This window comes from Rahnella contaminans (assembly GCF_011065485.1).
GTDB lineage: Bacteria > Pseudomonadota > Gammaproteobacteria > Enterobacterales > Enterobacteriaceae > Rahnella > Rahnella contaminans.
Genome location: NZ_JAADJS010000004.1, coordinates 315,130 through 338,473, shown reverse-complemented (window position 1 = coordinate 338,473; position 23,344 = coordinate 315,130). Strand labels below are relative to the sequence as shown.

Annotated in this window: 20 protein-coding genes; 11 read left to right on the top strand and 9 right to left on the bottom strand. The window is 51.9% G+C overall.

Translation table 11 applies throughout. The annotated features are described in order from the left end of the window. Window positions 1–67: 67 nt before the first annotated feature. The 6 genes from aroB to pilM form a co-directional block, all read right to left on the bottom strand. On the bottom strand, window positions 68–1,150 hold the full coding sequence (aroB, locus tag GW579_RS18755) for a 3-dehydroquinate synthase (protein ID WP_165061032.1): 1,083 nt from the start codon (window positions 1,148–1,150) through the stop codon (window positions 68–70). 56 nt (window positions 1,151–1,206) lie between these two features. Beyond that, window positions 1,207–1,728 carry a shikimate kinase AroK gene (gene aroK, locus GW579_RS18750; protein ID WP_104923635.1) on the bottom strand — a complete coding sequence of 174 codons (522 nt, stop codon included), beginning with the start codon at window positions 1,726–1,728 and terminating at the stop codon, window positions 1,207–1,209. A gap of 348 nt (window positions 1,729–2,076) precedes the next feature. Continuing rightward, complete coding sequence (gene hofQ / locus GW579_RS18745; protein ID WP_165061029.1) at window positions 2,077–3,333, bottom strand: DNA uptake porin HofQ; 1,257 nt, start codon at window positions 3,331–3,333, stop codon at window positions 2,077–2,079. Further along, a complete protein-coding gene (locus GW579_RS18740; protein ID WP_165061026.1) occupies window positions 3,333–4,190 on the bottom strand; it encodes a DNA utilization family protein in 858 nt (285 codons plus the stop codon). Before GW579_RS18740 ends, hofQ begins: the two co-directional genes overlap by 1 nt. Further along, window positions 4,187–4,750, bottom strand: a complete 564-nt coding sequence (locus GW579_RS18735; RefSeq protein ID WP_152327517.1) for a PilN domain-containing protein — start codon at window positions 4,748–4,750, stop codon at window positions 4,187–4,189. The genes GW579_RS18740 and GW579_RS18735 overlap by 4 nt, the downstream gene beginning before the upstream one ends. Further along, window positions 4,750–5,589 carry a pilus assembly protein PilM gene (gene pilM, locus GW579_RS18730; protein ID WP_152327518.1) on the bottom strand — a complete coding sequence of 280 codons (840 nt, stop codon included), beginning with the start codon at window positions 5,587–5,589 and terminating at the stop codon, window positions 4,750–4,752. The genes GW579_RS18735 and pilM overlap by 1 nt, the downstream gene beginning before the upstream one ends. Window positions 5,590–5,710: 121 nt before the next feature. On the opposite strand from pilM, the gene mrcA reads away from it, so the two are divergent. Next, the gene (gene mrcA, locus GW579_RS18725) at window positions 5,711–8,269 is read left to right on the top strand and encodes a peptidoglycan glycosyltransferase/peptidoglycan DD-transpeptidase MrcA (protein WP_152327519.1); all 2,559 of its coding nucleotides are present in this window, start codon (window positions 5,711–5,713) and stop codon (window positions 8,267–8,269) included. 97 nt (window positions 8,270–8,366) lie between these two features. Here mrcA and nudE read toward each other — a convergent pair whose 3' ends face one another. After that, the gene (gene nudE / locus GW579_RS18720; RefSeq protein ID WP_165061023.1) at window positions 8,367–8,924 is read right to left on the bottom strand and encodes an ADP compounds hydrolase NudE; all 558 of its coding nucleotides are present in this window, start codon (window positions 8,922–8,924) and stop codon (window positions 8,367–8,369) included. A 442-nt stretch (window positions 8,925–9,366) separates the two neighbouring features. Between nudE and GW579_RS18715 the strand changes: the two genes are divergently transcribed. The 7 genes from GW579_RS18715 (at window position 9,367) to GW579_RS18685 (ending at window position 16,319) form a co-directional block, all read left to right on the top strand. Then, window positions 9,367–11,508: an intracellular growth attenuator family protein gene (locus tag GW579_RS18715; RefSeq protein ID WP_206738972.1), complete on the top strand. Its 2,142-nt coding sequence runs from the start codon at window positions 9,367–9,369 to the stop codon at window positions 11,506–11,508. A 122-nt stretch (window positions 11,509–11,630) separates the two neighbouring features. Next, the gene (gene yrfG / locus GW579_RS18710; protein ID WP_152327521.1) at window positions 11,631–12,320 is read left to right on the top strand and encodes a GMP/IMP nucleotidase; all 690 of its coding nucleotides are present in this window, start codon (window positions 11,631–11,633) and stop codon (window positions 12,318–12,320) included. Between the two features lie 24 nt (window positions 12,321–12,344). Next, window positions 12,345–12,749 (top strand): ribosome-associated heat shock protein Hsp15, encoded by a 405-nt coding sequence (gene hslR / locus GW579_RS18705; protein WP_165061020.1) that lies wholly within the window; start codon window positions 12,345–12,347, stop codon window positions 12,747–12,749. Window positions 12,750–12,770: 21 nt separating this feature from the next. Next, complete coding sequence (gene hslO / locus GW579_RS18700) at window positions 12,771–13,655, top strand: Hsp33 family molecular chaperone HslO (RefSeq protein ID WP_152327523.1); 885 nt, start codon at window positions 12,771–12,773, stop codon at window positions 13,653–13,655. Between the two features lie 239 nt (window positions 13,656–13,894). Then, window positions 13,895–15,517: a phosphoenolpyruvate carboxykinase (ATP) gene (gene pckA / locus GW579_RS18695; RefSeq protein ID WP_165061017.1), complete on the top strand. Its 1,623-nt coding sequence runs from the start codon at window positions 13,895–13,897 to the stop codon at window positions 15,515–15,517. A gap of 113 nt (window positions 15,518–15,630) precedes the next feature. Continuing rightward, on the top strand, window positions 15,631–15,843 hold the full coding sequence (locus GW579_RS18690) for a FitA-like ribbon-helix-helix domain-containing protein (protein ID WP_165061014.1): 213 nt from the start codon (window positions 15,631–15,633) through the stop codon (window positions 15,841–15,843). Then, a complete protein-coding gene (locus GW579_RS18685; RefSeq protein WP_165061011.1) occupies window positions 15,840–16,319 on the top strand; it encodes a PIN domain-containing protein in 480 nt (159 codons plus the stop codon). The genes GW579_RS18690 and GW579_RS18685 overlap by 4 nt, the downstream gene beginning before the upstream one ends. Before the next feature lie 353 nt (window positions 16,320–16,672). On the opposite strand, the gene envZ is transcribed toward GW579_RS18685, so the two are convergent. Both envZ and ompR read right to left on the bottom strand, forming a co-directional pair. Beyond that, complete coding sequence (envZ, locus tag GW579_RS18680; RefSeq protein ID WP_165061008.1) at window positions 16,673–18,034, bottom strand: two-component system sensor histidine kinase EnvZ; 1,362 nt, start codon at window positions 18,032–18,034, stop codon at window positions 16,673–16,675. Beyond that, window positions 18,031–18,750 carry an osmolarity response regulator transcription factor OmpR gene (gene ompR, locus GW579_RS18675; protein ID WP_009635740.1) on the bottom strand — a complete coding sequence of 240 codons (720 nt, stop codon included), beginning with the start codon at window positions 18,748–18,750 and terminating at the stop codon, window positions 18,031–18,033. Before ompR ends, envZ begins: the two co-directional genes overlap by 4 nt. 652 nt (window positions 18,751–19,402) lie before the next feature. Here ompR and GW579_RS18670 point away from each other — a divergent pair. The 3 genes from GW579_RS18670 (at window position 19,403) to GW579_RS18660 (ending at window position 23,334) form a co-directional block, all read left to right on the top strand. Beyond that, window positions 19,403–19,957 (top strand): fimbrial protein, encoded by a 555-nt coding sequence (locus tag GW579_RS18670; RefSeq protein WP_152327528.1) that lies wholly within the window; start codon window positions 19,403–19,405, stop codon window positions 19,955–19,957. 96 nt (window positions 19,958–20,053) lie between these two features. Beyond that, window positions 20,054–20,740 carry a fimbrial biogenesis chaperone gene (locus GW579_RS18665; RefSeq protein ID WP_165061006.1) on the top strand — a complete coding sequence of 229 codons (687 nt, stop codon included), beginning with the start codon at window positions 20,054–20,056 and terminating at the stop codon, window positions 20,738–20,740. 158 nt (window positions 20,741–20,898) lie between these two features. After that, the gene (locus GW579_RS18660; protein ID WP_476705505.1) at window positions 20,899–23,334 is read left to right on the top strand and encodes a fimbria/pilus outer membrane usher protein; all 2,436 of its coding nucleotides are present in this window, start codon (window positions 20,899–20,901) and stop codon (window positions 23,332–23,334) included. The last annotated feature ends 10 nt before the right edge of the window (window positions 23,335–23,344 follow it).

The window sequence follows — 23,344 nt, the reverse complement described above, 5'->3', positions numbered from 1 at the left end:
AAAAAATAAAGCTTTGCTGGGCATTGGTAAAATCGGTCGTTATCTGGCCAAAAGCATGGCCGCAGTCTTAACGGCAATCTTCAATCGAAGCCAGCACCATTTCATGCGATACGCCGGAGCGCACTTCAGACTGACCAATTGCTTTAGGTAAAACCAGACGCAGCTCGCCAGCCAGTACTTTCTTATCACGCATCATGTGCGGCAGATAAGACTGCGCTTCCATGACCTGCGGGCCTGCAACCGGTAATCCCGCGCGGATTAACAACACCTTGACCCGCGCGATGTCCCCCAGGCTAAATTGCCCGAGGCGATGCGCGGTATAACACGCCATCACCATACCTGCCGCGACGGCTTCGCCGTGCAGCCAGTTGCCATAACCCATTTCTGCTTCAATAGCATGGCCATAAGTATGGCCCAGATTCAGTAAGGCGCGCATACCGTTTTCGCGTTCATCGGCAGCCACAACCTCAGCTTTCAGCTCGCAGCAACGACGGATGCAATATGCCAGCGCGTTCATATTCAGCGCCAGTAATGCGTCCATGTTGTCTTCGAGCCAGACAAAGAAATCGGCATCCAAAATAATGCCGTATTTGATAACTTCCGCGAGACCCGATGACATTTCACGGGCAGGCAGCGTTCGCAGACAGTCGAGATCAACCACCACCGACGCAGGTTGATAAAACGCGCCGATCATGTTTTTTCCGAGTGGATGGTTTACCGCCGTTTTACCGCCGACGGAAGAATCAACCTGAGACAGCAATGTGGTTGGCACCTGAATAAAGCGCACACCGCGTTGATAACTGGCAGCAGCGAAGCCGGTCAAATCACCGACTACGCCGCCACCAAGGGCGACAAGCGTGGTATCACGTCCGTGCGGCTTGTCGAGCAGCGCGGAAAACACGTCATTCAGAACAGTCAGGGATTTGTATTGTTCACCATCAGGCAGTATCACCTGATCAACACGAACGCCTGCCTGCTCCAGAACTGAACGGATAGCGTCCAGATAGAGAGGAGCAAGCGTTTCATTGGTCACTATCATGACCTGATCGCCTGCCTTTACCGGCATAAAAGAAGCCGGATCGTGGAACAATCCGGCAGCAATCGTAATGGGGTAGCTACGCTCCCCTAACGTTACGGTAATCCTCTCCATGTCGTGCTTTGTAACCTTTTTAGCTGACACCCTCAGGCAATGACCGGAACCAATAATCAGTTACTTTCCAGCATGTTAATAATCTGGTTAGCAACGACTTTGGCGCTTTGATCATCGGTACGAATAGTGACGTCGGCAATCTCTTCATACAAAGGATTGCGTTCCTTCGCCAGTGCTTCAAGCACTTCACGTGGCGGAGCACTCACTTGTAATAATGGACGTTTTTTGTCGCGTTGTGTACGCGCCAGTTGTTTTTCGATGGTAGTTTCAAGATAGACGACAACGCCACGCGCTGACAAACGGTTACGGGTTTCACGTGATTTAACGGAACCCCCACCAGTTGCCAGAACAATGCCCTGTTTTTCTGTCAGTTCGTTGATCACTTTTTCTTCGCGGTCGCGGAATCCGTCTTCGCCTTCTAAATCAAATACCCAGCCCACATCAGCTCCGGTACGTCGCTCAATTTCGTGATCGGAGTCGAAAAACTCCATATTGAGTTGCTGAGCTAACTGTCGACCAATAGTGCTTTTGCCGGCACCCATAGGCCCAACCAGAAAGATATTGCGTTTCTCTGCCATGTTTTTCGGTATTACTAAGACAATTCGTTGATGATAACCCGCCCCGCCAATCAAATTAGCGGCGGGACCTAAACTGAAACCTCATGAGCGATATAGTGCGAGATCAGAAAAAAATTATCTCAACACTCTTGGTAGTTTGGCAACCGAATAAATCACTTTGCACGCCGCAGGAGGGAAACCGTACGTTTTTATCGGCGTGTCTGTCGTAATAAAAAGATCACGGTGCTCAATTCGGTAACCCTTGTAAGCTAAATCGACCGCAGCGTCAAACTCAGAAGTCTCTCACGACACAAAAAGTTGCATGCGCTCAACGTTATTGTGCAATTTCAGTTAAGTCAGAATACCCGTTTATTGGGTGCGGATTAAGGTCGGAGTGATAAAAATCACCAACTCGCGCCGCTGTTCATTCGTGTACTGGTGTTTAAACAAGGAACCGACGACAGGAATGTCGCCCAGCACCGGCACTTTGGTGTCTGTTTTTTGGTTTTTTCGCTGAAAAATCCCGCCAAGAACAAGGGTCTCCCCATCTCTGACCGTCACCTGGGTTTTAATTTCCTGCTTATCAATTGCCAGCGCTTCGCCTTCGGCCTGTTTGATGCTTCGTCCCGGCATATTTTGGCTGATTTGCAGCGCCAGCTCGATACGCCCGTCGCGAAGAATCTTCGGTGTCACTTCCATGCCGAGTACCGCCTCTTTAAATTCAACCGAAGTACTGCCGCTTGCGCCGCTTGAAACCTGATACGGAATCTCAGTGCCCTGTTTGATGCTGGCGGTTTGCATGTGCGCGGTCAGCAGGCGCGGGCTGGCGATGATATCCACCTTATCTTCCTGCTCAAGCGCCGTGAGTTCCAGATCCAGAATTCGGCCGCTGATGTGCGCCAGATTAAAACCTGCGGCAAACATCGGGTTCTCCACCGGCAGTCCCATATTGAAATTATTGACACGTACCGCTTTGGTGATGGCTTCCTCACCGTTGAACCCCCAGCGAACGCCCAGCTCACGCAGGCTCTCGCTGTTCATCGTGACAATATGCGCAGCCAGCTGCACCTGCTGTAGCGGCAAATCCATCTCCCTGACCCAAGGTTCTGCGACATCCAGCGCTTCGCGGGTATCACGTAATAAAAGTGTGTTGGTGCGGGGATCGGCGGTGGCGCTGCCTTTGGCGGAAAGCAGTGAGCCTTTTTGCGCGTTCAGGCTGAGCGCAACTTCTTTTGCATCGGCATATTTCAACGGCACTGTCAGGCTGATAACGGGGCTTTGCTGCGCCCTTTGATCTGCGGCGTCCTGACGCTGCTGCTGTTGCACAAGCGGATCGATAACCGGTGACACAAGTAAAACATTCCCCTGTAACTGACTGGTGAGATGGCTCATTTGCAAAATGATGTCCAGCGCCTGCTGCCAGGGGACATTTTTCAGCTTCACGCTGATCTGGCTGTCGACACCAGGCGCTATCACCAGATTTAACTCCCGCGTTTCCGCAAGTGCCTGCAATACCATCGCAACCGGAGAGGCCTGGAATTCGAGTGAAACCGGTGGCAGCGTTGCCGCTTTCACCCCACTGAAACAGAGCATTAACCCTGCGAAGAGATAACCGATGCTTTTCATTAATTTCCTTTCCCTGGAGAATTCGTGTTTTTGCCAAGCCAAAGTGTCTGCCGCTGCTCGCCACAACGGGGATCCGCCATGCTGAGCTCAGCATGTGAGCCGTCCAGATTGTCGATGGTCCACGCAGGCGTGCCGAGCTGTGTGCCCGTTTCAACACGTATCCAACGCCCCTCCGGCGAAAGCAGCCAGCCGGAAAGCTGCTCACCGGCATAAGAGACACCGCTTAACCGCCACAAAAGCGGTTGAACGGCGGTTGTGCAGGACGATGAAACGGCCGCAGCGAAAGGATCTCGCTGCGTTACCGCAGTGATTGCATTTTCAGGAAGAGATTCCAGACCCGTCGTTTGTGTCAGTAAAACGGACGCTGTCATTTCACCTCCGGCAGACTGCAAAATCAGTTCACTGAATGCGGGCTGTTCCGGCTGCTGCTGGAGTGCTGACAGAAAATTCATCAGGCCGCTGAAGGATAATTTGAGCTGCAATTCTCCCTGTGGCGCTGCTGACATTTCTGCCGCAGGTTGCCAGCGGATCAGCGTGGCCTGTGCATCTTTTAGCGGCTGCGAAAATTGCTGCTCTAGCGGCAAGCTTTGCTTTTGCTCCGGCGTATTTTCCTTTAGCGAAGGCTCAAGACTGTCCAGCGCCGGAGCGCGTAATAAAGCCACCTGCGCCCGCGAAACCGTCAGTTGCTGCGCGTCGGTTTGCTGCTTTAATTCTGTTTGCTCCAGCCATAAACCCCGGAGCAAAAACTGATAACACATCAGAACGGGCACCAGTGTGCATCCTGCCAGTGCAATAAGACGTTGCCAGCCCGGTTTTTCCATCAGCGGTTCGAGGCGCGCGGAGAATGTCATCATCATGGCAACGCCCCACCAACCGGCGCAGCATTCTGCGGTTGAAAACGGGTTGTCAGCACAAAACTCAGCGCATGCTCAGGTTGTTGCTCAACGTTCGACAGATGAACATCCCTCAGCAACGGGCTGGCGGTCAGCGCTTCGCTGAAGGCCAGAATATCGTGATAAAAACGCCCCTCTCCTTTTAACGTCAGTTGCCCCTGATGCTCTGTCAGCTCGCTCAGCCAGACTTCCGCCGGGATCTGCGCCGACAGCAGCACCAGAAGTTGCAGATCGTTCAGACTGGCCTGTCGGCGCTGCTGGCTCGCGGCACGTTTTTCGGCGATGACTTTGTGCTCAGCCAGCGCCAAGGTCACGCGGCGTTGCTGAACAGACAATTTTTGCGCGCAGGAAGTCAGAGCAGATAAATGCATCTGCAACAGGGTTCGCTCCTGAAGGATAAAAAGCGACAGGCCAAAAACGCCGCACATCACACAGACGGGTACGCAAACGAAAAACCTGAGCCAGTAGCGCAAAAGACGCTGACGGCGCAATTGGCGCCACGGCATGAAGTTAACTTGCAGCATCAGTAATCCGCCTGCCTGAGCGCCAGCCCGACGGCGGGGGCAAATGCACCCGGGTTGGCCGGAAGCGGCGCAGAGAGCTGACCGATGGCACTCAGTGGCGACCAGTTCTGCATCAGTGGTTGCGGTGATTCACCACTGAAAAACACGTCCCGGCTGCACAATGAGGCTGCGCGATATTGAGCACGTACTTTTTCTAACAGGGAGGATTCAGTCTCGATTTCTCCGTGAGAAAACAGGCCAAACTGAAAAGGCAGGCTGTGCGGAGAAGCCCACAGAAAAGCGTCGTCCATCGGATGGACGAGCAACGCATCTCCCGGAAGCCCGGCGGCATGCGCGGCAACGTGCAGCGCACAGGGGGCGAGTTCGATGATATCGGGAAACAGACGCGCCTGGGCCATGCAGGCTATCCACTGCTCAATTTCCTGCTGCCGGGCCGCCGTCACCACAATCTGATTATCACCATGAGGGTCTGCGCGGTAATCCATCACCAGGTGTTCTATGCTCAGCGGGAACTGCTTTGCGGCACTGGCAAAGATAAATGCACTGCGGGCGGGTTCGCGTAAACGGCTGTCCGGCACGGCCAGCCGCTGTTGCATAATCCGTTGTGCCGGAAGACTTATTCGCAACGAAATCAATGCCGGCAGAGTTTTTCGCCAGCACGATAAAATGGCGATTAGCGGCGCGCTCTCATGTAATATCCCCTCCCGCAATGTGAAATCGGGCAAGGGATGTTGCCACCAGTGACGTAATTGCCAGCCATGCCGCCGCCGCTGAACGGCAATCGCACGGGCGAAACCGGCTTGAATATCCAGACCTACCTGCCATGCTTGTAGTCGCATTTTCGTTCAATCTCCATATTGTCAGGTAAATAAAAGAACGTATCCATGTTGCTGGCTTGCCTTTATACTACCGCGCGGTTGTTTATAAACTGCCCAATTGACACTTAATGGGAAATCTCAGGTGAAGTTCGTAAAGTATTTATTGATTCTTGCAGTGTGTTGCATTTTGCTGGGAGCGGCCTCGATCTTCGGTTTGTATAAATATATCGAGCCTCAGCTTCCCGACGTCGCCACGCTTAAAGACGTGCGCTTGCAAACACCGATGCAGGTTTTTAGTGCTGAAGGTGATTTGATCGCCCAGTACGGTGAAAAACGCCGTATCCCACTGAAACTTGACCAAATCCCACCGGAGATGGTGCATGCGTTTATCGCAACAGAAGACAGTCGTTTCTATGAGCATCACGGCGTGGACCCGATCGGTATTTTCCGTGCGGCTTCCGTTGCGCTGGTGTCTGGTCACGCCTCACAGGGCGCGAGTACTATTACTCAGCAGTTAGCCCGTAACTTCTTCCTCAGCCCCGAACGCACGCTGACCCGTAAAATCAAGGAAGCTTTTCTGGCCATCCGTATCGAACAGATGATGTCCAAAGATGAAATCCTTGAGCTGTATCTGAACAAGATCTACCTCGGTTATCGCGCCTATGGCGTCGGTGCCGCAGCGCAGGTTTACTTCGGTAAAAACGTCGACCAACTGACGCTCAGTGAAATGGCGGTGATTGCTGGCCTGCCAAAAGCGCCGTCAACCTTCAACCCGCTTTATTCCCATGACCGTTCTCTGGCACGCCGCAATACCGTGCTGGCACGTATGCTTGATGAGAAATACATCACGCAGGCGCAGTACGATCAGGCACGCGCAGAGCCGCTGGTGGCGAACTATCATGCCCCGCACATTGAATTCTCCGCGCCGTATCTGACTGAAATGGTGCGTCAGGAAATGGTGAAACGTTATGGCGACAACGCCTATAACGACGGTTATATGGTCTACACCACCATCACCAAAAAAACGCAGCTGGCCGCGCAGGAAGCGTTGCGCACCAACGTGATGAACTACGACATGCGCCATGGTTACCGCGGTGCGTCAAATCAGCTGTGGAAAGTCGGCGAGCCCGCGTGGGATGAGAACAAGATTGTTCAGTCTCTGAAAACGCTGCCGGTTTATGGCCCGCTGTTCCCGGCGGTTATCACGGCAACGGATGACGCTCAGGCCACTGCCACGATGTCGAATCGCGCCGTGATCAGCCTGCCATTTAGCGGCATGCGCTGGGCGCGTCCTTACCGCAGTGACACCGCGCAGGGCCCGACGCCGAAACGCGTTTCCGACGTGGTTCAGCCCGGTCAGCAAGTCTGGGTACGTAAAGTGGGTGATGACTGGTGGCTGGCACAGGTTCCTGACGTCAACTCGGCCATTGTTTCCCTGAACTCAACGGACGGTGCGATTGAAGCGCTGGTCGGCGGTTTTGACTTCAACCAGAGCAAATTTAACCGTGCTAATCAGGCGGTGCGTCAGCTCGGTTCAAACATCAAACCGTTCCTGTATACCGCCGCGATGGATAAGGGCCTGACACTGGCAACTATCCTCAACGACATGCCGATTACCCGCTGGGATGCCGGCGCGGGCACGGACTGGCGTCCGAAAAACTCACCGCCTACGTATTACGGCCCGATCCGTTTACGTCAGGGTCTGGGGGAATCCAAGAACGTGGTAATGGTGCGTGCGATGCGTGCGATGGGCGTGGATTACGCGGCAGAATATCTGCAACGTTTCGGCTTCCCGGCGGCGAACATCGTTCATTCCGAATCACTGGCGCTGGGCTCGGCTTCATTCACCCCGCTCCAGGTTGTGCGTGGTTATGCGACGCTGACCAACGGCGGCTTCCTGGTTGATCCGTATTTCATCACCAAAATTGTGGATGAATCCGGTCAGGTGCAGTTTGAAGCGAAACCGAAAATTGCCTGCCGCACCTGTAATATTCCGGTGATTTACGGCGAAACGCAGAAATCTGCCGTGCTGTCGGATGACAATGTTGAAAACGTGGCAACGTCTACGTCGAACAACAATGCTAGTGTACCAACGCCGCAGCTGGAACAGGTTCCGCCGAACTCGCCGCAGGTTGATGCCGCGCAGCAATACGCACCACACGTTATCAGCGCACCACTGTCATTCCTGATCAGCGACGCCCTGAACTCCAACATCTTCGGGGAACCGGGCTGGATGGGGACAGGCTGGCGCGCAGGCCGTGATTTGAAACGTCATGATATCGGCGGCAAAACCGGTACGACCAACAGCTCGAAAGATGCCTGGTTCTCCGGATACGGTGGCCCTGAAGTAGTAACGTCTGTCTGGATTGGTTTTGACGATCATCGCCGTGATTTAGGCCGCACGACGGCTTCCGGCGCGATCCCGGATCAGATTTCAGGCTATGAAGGTGGTGCGAAGAGCGCCCAGCCAGCGTGGGATGATTACATGAAATCCGTGCTGGAAGGCGTACCTGAACAACCGCAGACGCCGCCTCCGGGCATTGTCACGGTGACCATCGATAAGAGCACCGGTAAGTTGTCCGACGGCGGTGGTAACAGCCGTCCGGAATACTTCATCGACGGAACGCAGCCGACGGAACATGCGGTTCATGAGGTCGGGACAACCATTATGGATAATGGTCAGGAACACGAACTGTTCTGATGGCGTGAAAGATAAGTTGTCCGGCATAAACCGCCGGATAATAAAAAGCCGGTCTGCATAATGCACGACCGGCTTTTTTTTTGGATGCAGTTCCCGTTTAGCGCGCGTTACGCGTCAGGAAATCATGCGCGAGGAATAGCGCACTGACGTTACGTGCCTCGCAAAAATCAGGATGTTGCAGCAGTTCCATCATGCGCGAAACCGGCCAGCGGGTTTGCGGCAAAGGTTCCGGCTCATCACCTTCGAGGCTTTGCGGATACAAATCTTTGGCGATGACGATATTCATGCGGCTCGAGAAATACGACGGAGCCATGGTCAGTTTTGCCAGCACATCAAAGTGCCGCGCGCCAAAGCCCACCTCTTCCATCAGTTCGCGGTTCGCCGCTTCAAGCACGCCTTCACCGGCATCAATGAGCCCTTTCGGAAATCCCAGTTCGTAACTTTCGATGCCCACGGCATATTCGTGGATAAGCACCAGTTCATCGTCAATGACCGGGATAATCATCACCGCTTCACGTTCTGAAGGGCGCATGCGCTCATAGACACGCCCGGCGCCGTTGCTGAAAGCCAGTTCGACGGATTCAATGGTGAACAAACGCGAACGGGCAACGGTTTCCACCTTCAGGATTTTCGGTTTTTGCAGGTGTTGTGTCATTTCATCCCCAGCTTATTATTCACCTGACCAGAGGCGTTCTAATGGGTTCGTTTTACGATTAAAAAGCCGCTTGCAGAAGTCATTGTGCGTTAATGCGGGTCAGAATCGCAATATTTACAGAATAACATCCGTGCCTCCGATCCCTTTAGCAAGAATTTTTGTTTAAAAAGCACGCCCGCCCGGTTTAAAAAAGACGCGTTGACTTACCGGTGTCACACTTTTGCTTTAACAAAAACACACCCACATCAAAATAGGATTATACCGATACCCTGAACTTCACAATTGCCGGTATCCTTTACATTGGTGTTTTTGTGCACACCATTCAGGCAAATAATAATAAAATTCCTATCAAAAAGGCCGCTGCGCGCAGAATGTGCATTTCGTTTATGTATAATACTTTCACAGAGTTGACGTAAGTCACCCACGTCTGAACGGGGATCGGATGAGCACAGTAGTCGTGACACTGGTTTTGTTGTGTATCGCAATCATTGCCACAGGGTCTTATTTTTGGCTTGTAATGCGTCGTCGCCAACGCGACGAGTCCGTCGTGCGATTCCCCACACCCAGCCAGCGGAAACTTTCACAGAAAGAGCGCGATGCCGTCGAACGCTATCTTCGTCAGAATGAAGGGCTCGGCCAGACGCCGATTACCCACCGCAATAATCTGATTATCCTGCGCGATAAACTCACGCTGACCACCAAAAGTGAAAACGTATACAGCCTGACGCGGGCGATTACACGTTATGGCGTCGCCAGCGAAGATCCCAACAAGTGGCGTTACTTTCTGGACGCCACTGAAATCCATCTTCCGCCTTTCTGGGAACAATATATTGCCCAGGAAAATCAGGTCGAGCTCATCAAAACCCAAACCATGCCGCTGGTGATCTCGCTCAATGGTCACACGCTGGCCGATCACGTTTACGAAGGCTCCACGCCGGTTTCTGCCGTTATCCCCTCACAACCGCAAAATGCTTCGATTCGTCATGAAGAAAGCGAACATATCGAGTTGGTGAAAGTGCGACGGGAAACGCGGGAAGAGCACGCGCTGACCCGTTCGAACGGCGTGAAAGAAGCGCTGGCTATCTCCGGCGCGCTTCTTCTGTTATTTATCACGCTGCAAAGCCCGGTCATGTTGCTGCCCTGGTTATTGACGCTTACTGCCTGTCTGGTGGCATGGGTCATCTGGCGGCTGGTGTCCGAACGTTTAGGTAAAAACCGTAAGGAAATCCATTGCCTGCGCGGCTTACCTAAACGCTGGGGTCTGTTTGGTGAATCCAAACAGGGCGATATCAGTAACATTTCACTGGGCGCTGTCGATCTGGTTTATCCGCCGCACTGGCAGCCTTATATCGGCCGTGACTTAGGGCAACCGACCGACGTAGAAGTGTATATGAACAGCCAGGTTGTCCGACAGGGAAGCTATCTGTCGCTGCATGAAGAAGTGAAAAAATTTCCGCTCCAGCTTTGGGGTAAAAATCTGGTGCTGGCCACCTGCGCTTTCCTCCTGCTGCTGGTTTTACTGGTTTATGTCCCGCTCGGATTGCCTTTAAAGCTCAGCGTCGCGTGGCTTCAGGGCGCACAAAGCTCTCAGGTCAACAGCGTGCAGGAACTGGAAAAAACCGCATTGCGCGTCGGCGATACCCTGAAAGTTCAGGGAACCGGCATGTGCTATGTGCCGCCGTCCGCCAGCCGGACAGCCTCCGGTTATATGCCTTTTGACTGCTCCGGGATTTACTGGAATACCGCGACGCCGTTGCCGGTTCCGCAGTCCGAAATTATTGATGCCGCTACCGCGTTGCAGACCACGGTCAATAACCAGATGCATCCGGGAGAAAGCCCGGAGCAGAACATCAACCCGCAACTGGCGACTGCCATTGAAAAATCCGGCATGATCCTGCTCGATGATTTCGCGGATATCGTTCTGAAAACCGAAACGCTGTGCGGCAAGAGCAATGACTGTGTGCGTCTGAAAAATGCGCTGGTCAATCTGGGTAACTCCAGTAACTGGAACGCATTAGTCAAACGCGCGAAAGCCGGTTCTTTGCAGGGGATTAATGTCCTGCTGCGCCCGGTCAGCGCGCAGTCGCTGAGTGAGCTGGTTAACAACGCAACGTCTTCGTTCTTCATTCAGGAAACCCGCCGCGCCGCTGACAGCCTGAACAGCCCGCCGCCGGGAGGCTTTTTGATCAGCAATGATGAAGGACACCAGCTTATTGAAATGCCGGTGCCCCCAGCCGGGTTATCCGGAAATCCGGCGCAGGATCAGTGGAAACAGCTGCAACATCTCTCGTCACTGCTGCTGCATACACCGTTCAGCGCGCAGGGCGTGATTACCAGTATCAGCATTGATGCAAACGGCACCCGCCATATTTCACTGCACAGCGAGCCGGATATTTCGACGCTATGGCGCTATCTGGGCACCAGTTTACTGCTGTTCCTGCTCATCGGGATCCTGCTGGTGAATACCCTGCTGTTTGTCCGCCGCTTCGTGAAAGATAAACGCCGTATCGACGACATTCAGCAATATTACAACTCTTGCTTTCACCCCACGCTGATGCCGATGCCGGTCCATAATCCCGGCTGAAAAACACACGGTGGCGCTGCGCCACCGTGAGTGATTATGTTACCCTGACGCCCTTCCCTGCTTTTCATCATTCGTTCCTGCGCCGCCCGATTTGCATCCAGCCGCCAGGACATGGAGTTGTCATGCCCCCTGATTTTGACTGGAACAACATCGACACCGTTTTACTTGATATGGACGGCACGCTGCTGGATCTGGCCTTCGACAGCCAGTTCTGGTTGCAGGATGTGCCGCTGGCGCTCAGCCAGCAACGCGCCATTCCGCTGGAGAATGCGCGCCGGATTATTCATGACGAATACCTCGCCGTTCAGCACACCATGAACTGGTATTGCTTTGATTACTGGAGCGAACGGTTAGATCTTGATATCTACCAGATGACCACTAACATCGGCAAAAACGCACGTTTACGCGACGATACGGTGCCTTTTCTGACCCATTTGCGACAGTCCGGACGCCACACCATTTTGCTGACCAATGCGCATCCGCACAGCCTTTCGGTTAAAATTGAACATACCGGTCTGGATCAGCACCTTGATTTATTACTTTCCACCCACACATTTGGTTATCCGAAGGAAGATCAGCGGTTGTGGTCCGCGGTGCAACAACAGACCGGTTTTAATCCTGAGAGAACATTATTTGTCGACGACGGCGAACCTATCCTGAAAGCGGCAAAAACCTTCGGTATCCGCTATTGTCTGGGTATAGAAAATCCGGATTCCACCCTGGCAAACAAGTCATTTCAGGATTATCCCTCGATTAATGACTTCCGCAGCCTGTTGCCTTCGATTGACCCCGTGGCAGGCCCGGCCAGGTAATACCGGCATGTTCAGGGGAGAAAAATGAAAGTCAAAACGGAAGAAGACGCTAATGCAGTACGTCTCGATAAATGGCTTTGGGCGGCTCGTTTTTATAAGACCCGCGCGCTGGCACGCGAGATGATTGACGGCGGCAAAGTGCATTACAACGGCCAGCGGGGAAAACCCAGCAAGCTGATGGAACTGAATGCCGAAATCACCCTTCGTCAGGGAAATGACACCAAAACGATCATTGTGCTGGGGCTGACGACTCAGCGCCGCAGTGCGGAAGAAGCACAGACGCTTTATCAGGAAACCGACGCGAGCGTCGTCAGCCGGGAGAAAATCTCGGAAGCGCGGAAAATGAATGCGATGCCGCATCCGGACAGACGTCCGGATAAAAAGGAACGCCGCAACCTGATCAAATTTAAATATGGCGATCAAGAGTGATCGCCACTGAGAGAGAAAATTATGTCCAATCATGACCAACTGCACCGTTACCTGTTCAATAACCACGCCGTCCGCGGTGAACTGGTCGCGCTCAATGAAACCTTCCAGCAGATCGTTGCCGGTCACGATTACCCGGCAGAAGTCCGTAATCTTCTGGGCGAAATGCTGGTTGCTACCAGCTTGCTGACTGCCACGCTGAAATTTGACGGCGACATTACCGTTCAGCTGCAAGGTGATGGCCCGCTGAAACTGGCGGTGATCAACGGGAACAACCGACAGGAACTGCGCGGTATTGCGCGCCTGCAAGGTGATATCGCTGAAGGCAGCTCGCTGAAAGAGATGATTGGCAACGGCTACATGGTGATCACCATTTCCCCAAGCGTGGGCGAGCGCTATCAGGGCGTCGTCGGCCTGGAAGGCGAAAATCTGGCGGAGTGTCTGGAAAACTACTTCATGCAGTCCGAACAGCTGCCGACCCGCATTTTTATCCGTACCGGTGAAATTGAAGGCCAGCCAGCCGCAGGCGGCATGCTGTTGCAGGTGCTGCCAGCCGAAGATACTGATCCGGAAGAATTCAGCCATCTTGCTCAGCTGACCACTACGATCAAAGCAGAAGAGCTGTTCACCCTGCCGGCCAACGAAGTGCTTTATCGTCTTTATCATCAGGAAGAAGTCACCCTGTATGAGCCGCAGGACGTTTGTTTCCGCTGCACCTGCTCGCGCGAACGCTGCGCCGGCGCCCTGCTGACGCTGCCTGATGAAGAAATTCTGGAAATGCTGGAAGCTGACGGGAAAATCGAAATGCACTGTGATTATTGCGGATCAGACTACGAGTTTGACGCGATGGATCTGGCTACCCTGAAAGCGGACGGCGACGTTCATCCGGGAAATGATCATATTCATTGATTGTTAACCCACGCTATCTGAGGGACTTTTCACCGAAAAGTCCCTTTTTTATTGCTTATATATAACCAACGTTGCACATATTTCGCGTTTTTCATCACAATTATGGAAAAATATTCACATCTCCCGTTATTCTTTGAGTTCTATCGCGGTTCAAAAGCGATAAATACCTACAATTACAACTAGTTTATCCCTAATGCTTCAGGCTTTGGGGTTTCTAATTCAGGCCAAGGAGCAGGGAAATGCCTACCACTATCGGGGTCACCGCCGAAACACTCGCCCGTTACGGGATCCATCAGAACAGCGAAATCGTCTATAACCCTGATTACGATCTTCTTTTCAAAGAAGAGACAGCGCCCGGTCTGGAAGGCTTTGAACGCGGGCAGGTGACGGAGCTGGGCGCCGTGAATGTCGATACCGGCATTTTTACCGGCCGCTCGCCGAAAGATAAATACATTGTCCGCGATGACACCACCCGTGACACGCTGTGGTGGGCCGATCAGGGCAAAGGAAAGAACGATAATAAACCGCTTTCTCAGGAAATCTGGGCTTCACTGAAATTGCTGGTCACCCATCAGCTTTCAGGAAAACGCCTGTTTATCGTCGACGCATTCTGCGGTGCGAACGCCAATTCCCGACTGAAAGTCCGCTTCATTACGGAAGTGGCCTGGCAGGCGCATTTCGTCAAAAACATGTTTATCCGCCCGACGGACAGTGAACTGGAAGGTTTCGAGCCTGACTTTATCGTGATGAACGGCGCGAAATGCACCAACCCGGACTGGCAGAAACAGGGCCTGAACTCCGAAAACTTCATCGCTTTCAACCTGACCGAACGTATCCAGCTTATCGGCGGATCCTGGTACGGCGGCGAAATGAAGAAAGGCATGTTTGCCGTCATGAACTACCTGCTGCCTTTGCAGGGGATCGCGTCGATGCACTGCTCTGCCAATGTGGGTGAAAAAGGCGATGTGGCCGTCTTCTTTGGCCTTTCCGGCACAGGTAAAACCACGTTATCCACCGATCCAAAACGTAAACTTATTGGTGATGACGAGCATGGCTGGGACGACGACGGCGTCTTCAACTTCGAAGGTGGCTGTTACGCCAAAACCATTAAACTGAGCAAAGAAGCGGAGCCGGAAATCTTTGGTGCCATCAGACGCGATGCGCTTCTGGAAAACGTGGTGGTCAGCGCCGACGGCAAAATCGATTTCGATGACAACAGTAAAACCGAGAATACCCGCGTTTCCTACCCGCTCTATCACATTGAGAACATTGTGAAACCGGTATCGAAAGCCGGGCATGCCAGTAAAGTCATTTTCCTGACGGCTGATGCGTTTGGCGTATTACCGCCAGTTTCTCGGCTGACTGCATCCCAGACGCAATACCATTTCCTCTCCGGCTTTACGGCGAAACTGGCGGGCACCGAGCGTGGCGTCAATGAACCGACGCCAACGTTTTCTGCCTGCTTTGGCGCTGCGTTCCTGATGCTGCATCCGACGCAATATTCCGAAGTGCTGGTAAAACGCATGGAAGCGGCGGGCGCACAGGCCTATCTGGTCAATACCGGCTGGAACGGCACGGGTAAACGTATTTCCCTGAAAAACACCCGCGCCATCATCGATGCGATTCTGAACGGGACTATCGACGACGCCGAAACCTTCACGCTGCCGTTGTTCAATCTGGCAGTGCCAACCGAACTGCCGGGCGTCGACAGCCATATTCTGGATCCGCGTAATACTTACGGCAGCCGCGAGCAGTGGCAGGAAAAAGCCGAGCATCTGGCCCAGCTGTTTATCGATAACTTTGATAAATATACGGACACACCGGCAGGCGCAGCGCTGGTGAGCGCAGGCCCGCACCGTTAAGCGATAATCTCTGCTTTCACAGGCGCGGGCTTCCGCGCCTTTTTTTATTGCATCCCTCCCGGCCACATTCCAGAATGACAGCAATGCTTCCACTGCTCTCACAGGAATTTCACATGGCTACCCTGACTGTCCGCAATCTGGATGACGAAGTGAAGGAATTGCTGCGCATTGCCGCCGCCAAAAAAGGCCATTCAATGGAAGAGGAGGCGCGTTTAATTCTGAAGCAGGCACTGACCAGCACGCCCCCTGATTTTGGCCTCGGCAGCCAGCTCCGCCAGCGTTTTGCCACGCTGAATACAACGCTGCTGGAGCTGCCGCCCAAGTGATTATTCTCAATACCGCCATCATCCTTGAGATAATCAGCCGCAAACCACAGAAGACCGTTCTCCAGTGGCTCGATGCACAGGATGCCATTCAGCTTTACCTGACCAGCCTCACGGTCGCCGAACTTTTTACCTGGGTGGAAAATTTACCCGCAGACGCCCCGAAAACCGCGTTCGCCGATGCGTTGCTCGGCATGCTGAATCAGGATTTTAAGGGTCGCCTGTTGTCATTCGATGCCGCCAGCGCACTGCATTACGTGCGCGTAGCGGCTTTATCAAAACAAGCGCACGTGGCGATGACTGAACGCGAGATGCAACTGGCAGCGATTTGCCTGCAACACCAGGCCAGCCTGGCAACAGACCACCATGACCGGTTTGCGCATACCGGCATTACGCTGGTGAATCCGTGGGATGTGGCGGAGACGCCAAGATGGCGGGAGGAAGCCGCGGAATATTATGTGATGAGTCGGAAAAGTTAAACGCAGGCAGGCGTTTTATCCCGCAATAACCAGGGCTGGCTCCCAAACGGGCCTTTAGGTCAAGACACCGGCCTCAATAGGCGCCTATCGCCGCGCCTCTTCAGAATCACCGGTTCTTTCACTACGCGCTATCGCTCGCTGGCTATGTTTCAGAAACTCCTGCGATTGCCGCGAAATCTTGCCGCTGCGGCAATAACCGAAGTTGCTGAAACAGACTTTGCGAGCGACACCGCGGGTTGTAAAAAGACGCGGAGAGTCAAGAGAGGGGCCGTCCTGGCCCTCTTTTGTCGGTTTCGGCGCAGCGCGTCAAGCGATCACTGCAAGTGAAAAACCGAAACGTCCACTCTTCCAATTTAAGAACCCGTAACGGTTACGGCAGCTTTCTGCAGCATCTCCACCGGTAATGGCAGATACGCCCTGATCCTCAATCCACCGCGGTCACTGCGGCCGATATCCAGAGTCCCGGAATGTGCATCAATAATACGCTGCACAATAGCCAGCCCCAGGCCGGTTCCGCTGGTAGTACGGGCACTTTCGCCACGCACGAAGGGCTGGAACAGATGTTTGAGTTGGTCCGGCTCAATCCCCGGGCCATCATCCTCTACCTGGAACCATGCGCGCTGCAGTTCACGTCCGCTGCTGACTTTGATCCAACCATTCCCGTAACGGGCGGCGTTCACCACCATATTCACTACGGCGCGTTTGATGGACAACGGATGCGCATTCACCAGCAATTCACCGTCGGCCAGATCGGAATCAATTTCACGTTCGTAGCCGCTTTCGGTGGCAATCACTTCACCCAAAATACCGTTGAGATCGGTGATCTCCGCCGGCATCTCCTGCCCGGTGCGCAGATAATCAATGAACTGTTCGATGATGGCGTTGCACTCTTCGATGTCTTTATTTATCGACTCGGCGAGATAACCGTCACCATCACTCATCATTTCTGTTGCTAAGCGGATACGCGTCAGCGGCGTACGCAGGTCATGGCTTACACCGGCCATCAGCAGCGTGCGGTCATCAGCCAGCAACTTCACACCGGCAGCCATCTGGTTAAAGGCACGCGTCACGGAACGCACTTCGGAAGCGCCGTATTCCCGCAATGGCGGCGGAATAATGCCTTTCCCGACCTGCAAAGCTGCATGCTCCAGTTCGACAAGGGGTCGGTTCTGGATGCGGATAAACAGCCACGCACCACCAATGGCCAGCAACATAATCGCCAGCGTATAGCGGAACAGCGGCGAGAAATCGCCCTGATGGATTTCGGTAAGAGGAACGCGTACCCAGATGTCAGGTGACAACCAGGTTTTCAGCCACACAACCGGGGTATTTTTGTTGACCTCAACGCGCACATCCGTCGGGCCACCAAGCTGTTGCGCCATCTGCTGGCTGAGGAATTCGTAGTGCTGCGCCCAGCGCAGACCGCTCTCCTCAGCCGCAGAGTTGGTGTAAAGCGAAATGCCCAGTTCGCGGTAAATCTCGCGACGAAACGCAGGCGGCACGGCCAGCAACGTGCCATCTTCCAGTTGCAGCCGGTCGGTCATCAGCATACGGACTTCATACGCCAGGACTTTATTGAACTGCTGCAAGCTTGGCAGAATGGCAAAGTTCAGCACCACCAGATAGGTCGTCACCAGGCTGACGAACAGCAAGGTGACGATTAATAACAGTGTTCGGGCAAACGAGCTACGCGGTGAAAAGCGTATTCGTCTCATGCCTTACTGCCGTCCGGCACAAATACGTAGCCCAGGCCCCAGACGGTCTGGATATAACGCGGATGCGCCGGATCTTCTTCTACCATGCGACGCAGACGGGAAATCTGCACATCGATAGAACGCTCCATCGCGCTGTATTCGCGTCCACGAGCCAGATTCATCAGCTTGTCACGGGACAGCGGCTCACGCGGATGGCTCACCAGCGCTTTAAGTACGGCGAATTCACCGCTGGTCAGCGGCATAGGCTCATCTTCACGGAACATCTCGCGGGTACCGAGGTTCAGCTTGAACTTACCAAAGGAAATCACGGCTTCTTCCTGAGAAGGCGCGCCCGGCAGCTCGTTCGCCTGACGACGCAGTACCGCACGGATACGGGCCAGCAATTCACGCGGGTTAAACGGCTTAGGAATATAGTCGTCGGCACCAATTTCGAGGCCCACGATACGGTCAACTTCTTCGCCTTTTGCCGTGACCATAATGATCGGCATCGGGTTACTCTGGCTGCGCAGGCGGCGGCAGATAGACAAACCATCTTCGCCAGGCAACATCAAGTCCAGAACCATCAGATGGAATGACTCACGGGTCAGCAAACGGTCCATCTGTTCAGCATTGGCAACGCTACGCACCTGGAAGCCCTGTTCAGTCAGATAACGCTCCAAAAGTGCGCGCAGGCGCATATCGTCATCGACCACCAGAATCTTGTGATTTTCTTGCATGTAACTCTCCCAAAGGCGTGAATGCCTGAAGCTTGTATTGTTAGAAATATCAATCAAAACAGACAGCGTTTATTGGTATATATTCTAGACGAAATTGTAACAATGGATATGGTTTTCCTAATTTATCAACAATATCAGAGCAATCTTCTGCCTCCTGAGTTGGGTTTTCCCTGGGCAAGGCAGAAGTGAATCCCTCCTTCCCTTTTGTCTTATGGTTAAAAACCACCCGATCTGCTTTCTGTATCGAAAAAACGTGAGATTTTAATGAAAGATTTCATTCTTAAAAAGATCTGTAAAAAACGCTATTAATGCTCCCCGGTTTACTTTAAACCGTCTCAAGACCATTGGAATATGATTAAATTATTTGTTTAAAGAGAACATATTAATTGTTTCTTTAGAATATATACACAGCGTATTTATCGTTAAAACAAACAATAAATTAATTGAATTAGAAAGCACTAACGATCATCCATATGAATATAATTGATCGATTTTAAAACAGCGTGTAATTCAACGGAGTAATGCGTACTACCCAATACATAAAACACTTGATAGAATGTTTTTCTGCGTAAATTTGATCAGTAATATTACGCAAATCCTGATAAACTCCGCAGAATAACCTTCAACGTTTTATTTCAGAATGGACGCAACAATGAAAACGACATACAAACTCATGGTAGGTGGGTTACTTCTGGCATTAGCCGGGAATAGCTATGCAATTGATGGGCGAATCAACTTCTCTGGCGCAATTATTAAAACTGCATGTGTTATTAATGGGGGCAATGACGTTGACGTTCCGTTAGGGACATATTCAGCTGCTCAATTTAGGGAGATTGGCGATACCTCCCCAAATATTCCATTCACTCTTCCGCTGGCTAACTGTCCTGTAGCACAAAAAGAGGGTGACCCTCTTCCACATTTCCGCATATGGCTTGAAGCTGAAGCTGTTGATGCAACTCATCCTAACCTTGTGAAATTAGGCAATAGCTTCGGCGATACGATGGCAGATGGTGTAGGTATTCAAATTATGGATGCTAATACTAAAGCTGTTATGCTGCTGAATACATTACCGACGATCACTTACGATATAAAAACAGCAACAATGGATGTCAATTTGCTCGCAAACTATCAGTCTTTCAAAAGTCCGGATGACATCATTCCGGGCCCGGCTGATGCCAGTGTCAACGTCACCCTCGATTATCGTTAATCCGCTATGAAACTGGCAGGCTCAGTCAGTGAGCCTGCCAGATTAATTATTATGAAAAAAATGTAAGGCCTATTCATTACTGGATCGATTAATCACATGCGCAATGCAATCAAACGGCTAATTCAGTTAACTCTTCTATTTTTCCTTTCTATTCAGCTAAGTTATGGTGGTGGGATTCTTGTCGGGCGCACCCGGGTTATTTATGATGCCAATAAAAAAGAAGCTTCATTGCCCCTTAGCAACAAATCGGAAAACAAACCGTTTCTGATTCAGTCATGGATTGATAATGGAGACGGTAAAACACGCGGCCCGTTTGTTGTCACCCCTCCGCTTTTTCGCCTGAACGCCAATGATGAAAACAACCTTCGTATTTCATATACAGGAGGGGAATTACCGCAAGATAAAGAATCCATATTTTATATTAATGTACGCGCTATTCCCTCTACCCCAAAAAATGACACTAACGAATTAAGATTAGTTATTAAGACCAGAATAAAACTTTTTTACCGCCCAGAAAAATTACAGGGAAAGCCTTATGACGCCTACAAGTTGCTGACGTTCGCACGTTCCGGCGGTCAGCTTCTAATCACTAACCCTTCACCTTATTACGTCGTGTTCAGCTACCTGACCGTTGGCAATACCGTATTAAAGGATACAGACATGATTGCCCCTGGAGGCCAACTCAACGTGACACTACCCGCGAATAACACCGGCAATACCGTTGAGTGGAGCGCAATTAATGATTACGGCGGCGATACAACTCCCGAAAAGAGAACGCTCTGATTACTTAACGTTTCACCTGACATTTTAACTGCTTCAGAAATCTCTTCAGGGACTCAGTGACAATGACAATGGATAGTTCTCCGACTGCAAAAAAACTGGGAAACTGCGCCCGCCTGCAACGTCATATCTTCACGTTATTCGTGGGCTGTACTTTCCCGATGACGGCGTTGATTATTGATGCTGCACGGGCAGAGGATGTCTATTTTGACCCGCAACTACTCGAACATAACGGGCAACAGACTGACGACGTGGACCTCTCGATTTTTGCCAAAAGCGATAAGGCCCAGGTGGCAGGTGTTTACAACACTGTTATTTACGTAAACCTTGAGCAGGCACTCCAGCAAGAAATTCGTTATGACCAGATGCCCGATGGCTCATTGTCGCCGGAAATCACCCCCGATTTACTAAGAGCCCTGAACGTCAGGGTGGATGCATTTCCTTCACTGGTCAATCATCAACATGATGCGCCTCTGGCTCCTCTGGCACAGTACATTCCAGCAGCAGCGGCTAAATTCGATTTTAACCGGATGCGGCTTGATGTCAGTATTCCGCAAGCCGCAATGGATCAGAAAGCCAGCGGGTATGTCGATCCCAAAAGATGGGATGACGGTGTTCCCGTTTTATTTTCTAACTATGCCTTTTCAGGGGCTCAGCGAAAAAATAAAAATGGCAGCGATGATTCCAGCCAATACCTGAATATGCAAAACGGAGTAAACCTGGGGCCATGGCGCTTTCGAAATTACAGCACTTACAGCAATAGTGACGGCCAGCCAAGTTGGGATGCCATTTCCACTTATGCTCAGCGTGATATCAAAAGCCTTAAATCCCAGTTCCTGATCGGCGAAAGCTCCACGCCCGGCGATCTGTTCCCCAGCCTGCAATTCACCGGTGTTCAGCTCGCTTCCGATGACAATATGCTGCCGGACAGTCAGAGAGGTTTTGCACCCACGATCCGGGGGATTGCGAACTCTAACGCTGAAGTCACCATCCGTCAGGATGGATATATTATTTATCAAAGCTATGTCGCGCCTGGTGCATTTGAAATTAACGACCTTTATCCGTCTTCTTACAGCGGCGATTTGGAAGTCACAATTACAGAAGCCGACGGAACTGAGCGCAGATTTAATCAGCCTTTTTCAGCCGTACCGGTAATGCAACGTCCGGGACGCCTAAAATACAGCGGCACCGCAGGGCGCTATCGGTCAAATAATAATGGCGACAAAAAGCCGGACTTTGCTCAGGGCACGGCGATTTATGGAGTCTCAAATGAGATCACCACGTATGCCGGTTCGTTATTATCACCAGATTATCTTTCCGGGATGGCGGGGGTCGGATTCAGCTTACTGTCTTTAGGTTCAGTTTCTGTCGATATCACGCAGGCTCAAACTACGCTGGATAACAATCAAAACAGCAGCGGCCAGTCTTATCGTATTCAATATTCTAAAAATATCGAGGCGACTGATACGAACTTCTCCGTCGCCAGTTACCGCTATTCCACCAGTGGTTTCTACGATTTTGATGAAGCGAATCAGTCTCAGGATAACGCAACGCAAGATAGCCATAAGCGCAGCAAATATCAGGTCAGTGTTAATCAGGCGCTGTGGGAAGGCGCAAGTATGTATGCCTCGGCCTACCAGCAGGACTACTGGCGTGATAGCAACAAAGAGAAAAATATTTCCCTCGGAATGAACTCTACCTTTAACGGAATCAGCTATAACCTGTCCTACTCCTACAGCCAGCTTGACGGAGAAGATAACGATCAACAGATAGCGTTGAATATTCGCGTTCCGTTAAGCCGGTGGCTGCCACAAAGCTGGGCAACTTATAATATTACGCACGATAAAGAGGGTGAAACCCGCCAGCAAATCGGACTCAGCGGCACCGCTCTGGACGATCATCGTCTCAGTTACTCACTGCAGCAGAGTCATACCCAGCAGGGAGAAACCGACAGCAGCAATATTAATGCTTCCTATCGTTCATCATACGGCACGCTGAACACCGGTTATTATTACGACAACGATTCGCAGCAAATCAGTTACGGCATTGCCGGTGGCGTCGTTGCCCATGCCCATGGCGTTACGCTATCCCAACCTTTGGGCGATTCTTTTGCCCTGATTGATGCTAATGGGGCAAGTGGTGCAAGAGTACAAAATCTTCCTGGCCTCAGTACAGACTGGCGTGGCTACGCGGTCGTTCCATATCTCACGTCTTATACCGAAAATCGGATCGTTCTCGACACAACGACCCTCCCTGATGAAGTCGATGTGACTAACACATCTGAATTAGTCATTCCCAACAAAGGTGCAATGGTTGTGGCACATTTTGATGCCCACATAGGCGTGCGCGCCTTAATCAAACTGGTACGCAATGACGGCACGACAGTTCCTTTCGGTGCCGTCGCAGTCAGTGAAGATCAATCGCTGGAAAACATCGTAGATGATGGCGGCGTCCTTTATCTCTCTGGAATAAAAACGGGCGAACAGGTGGATTTACATGTGAAGTGGGGTATTGCGGCAAACCAGCAGTGCAAAGCCAGCATAAATTTGAAGTCCGTTGCGTCATCGGTGCAATCCGTCACGGCCTCATGCATTTAAGGATAAAAAC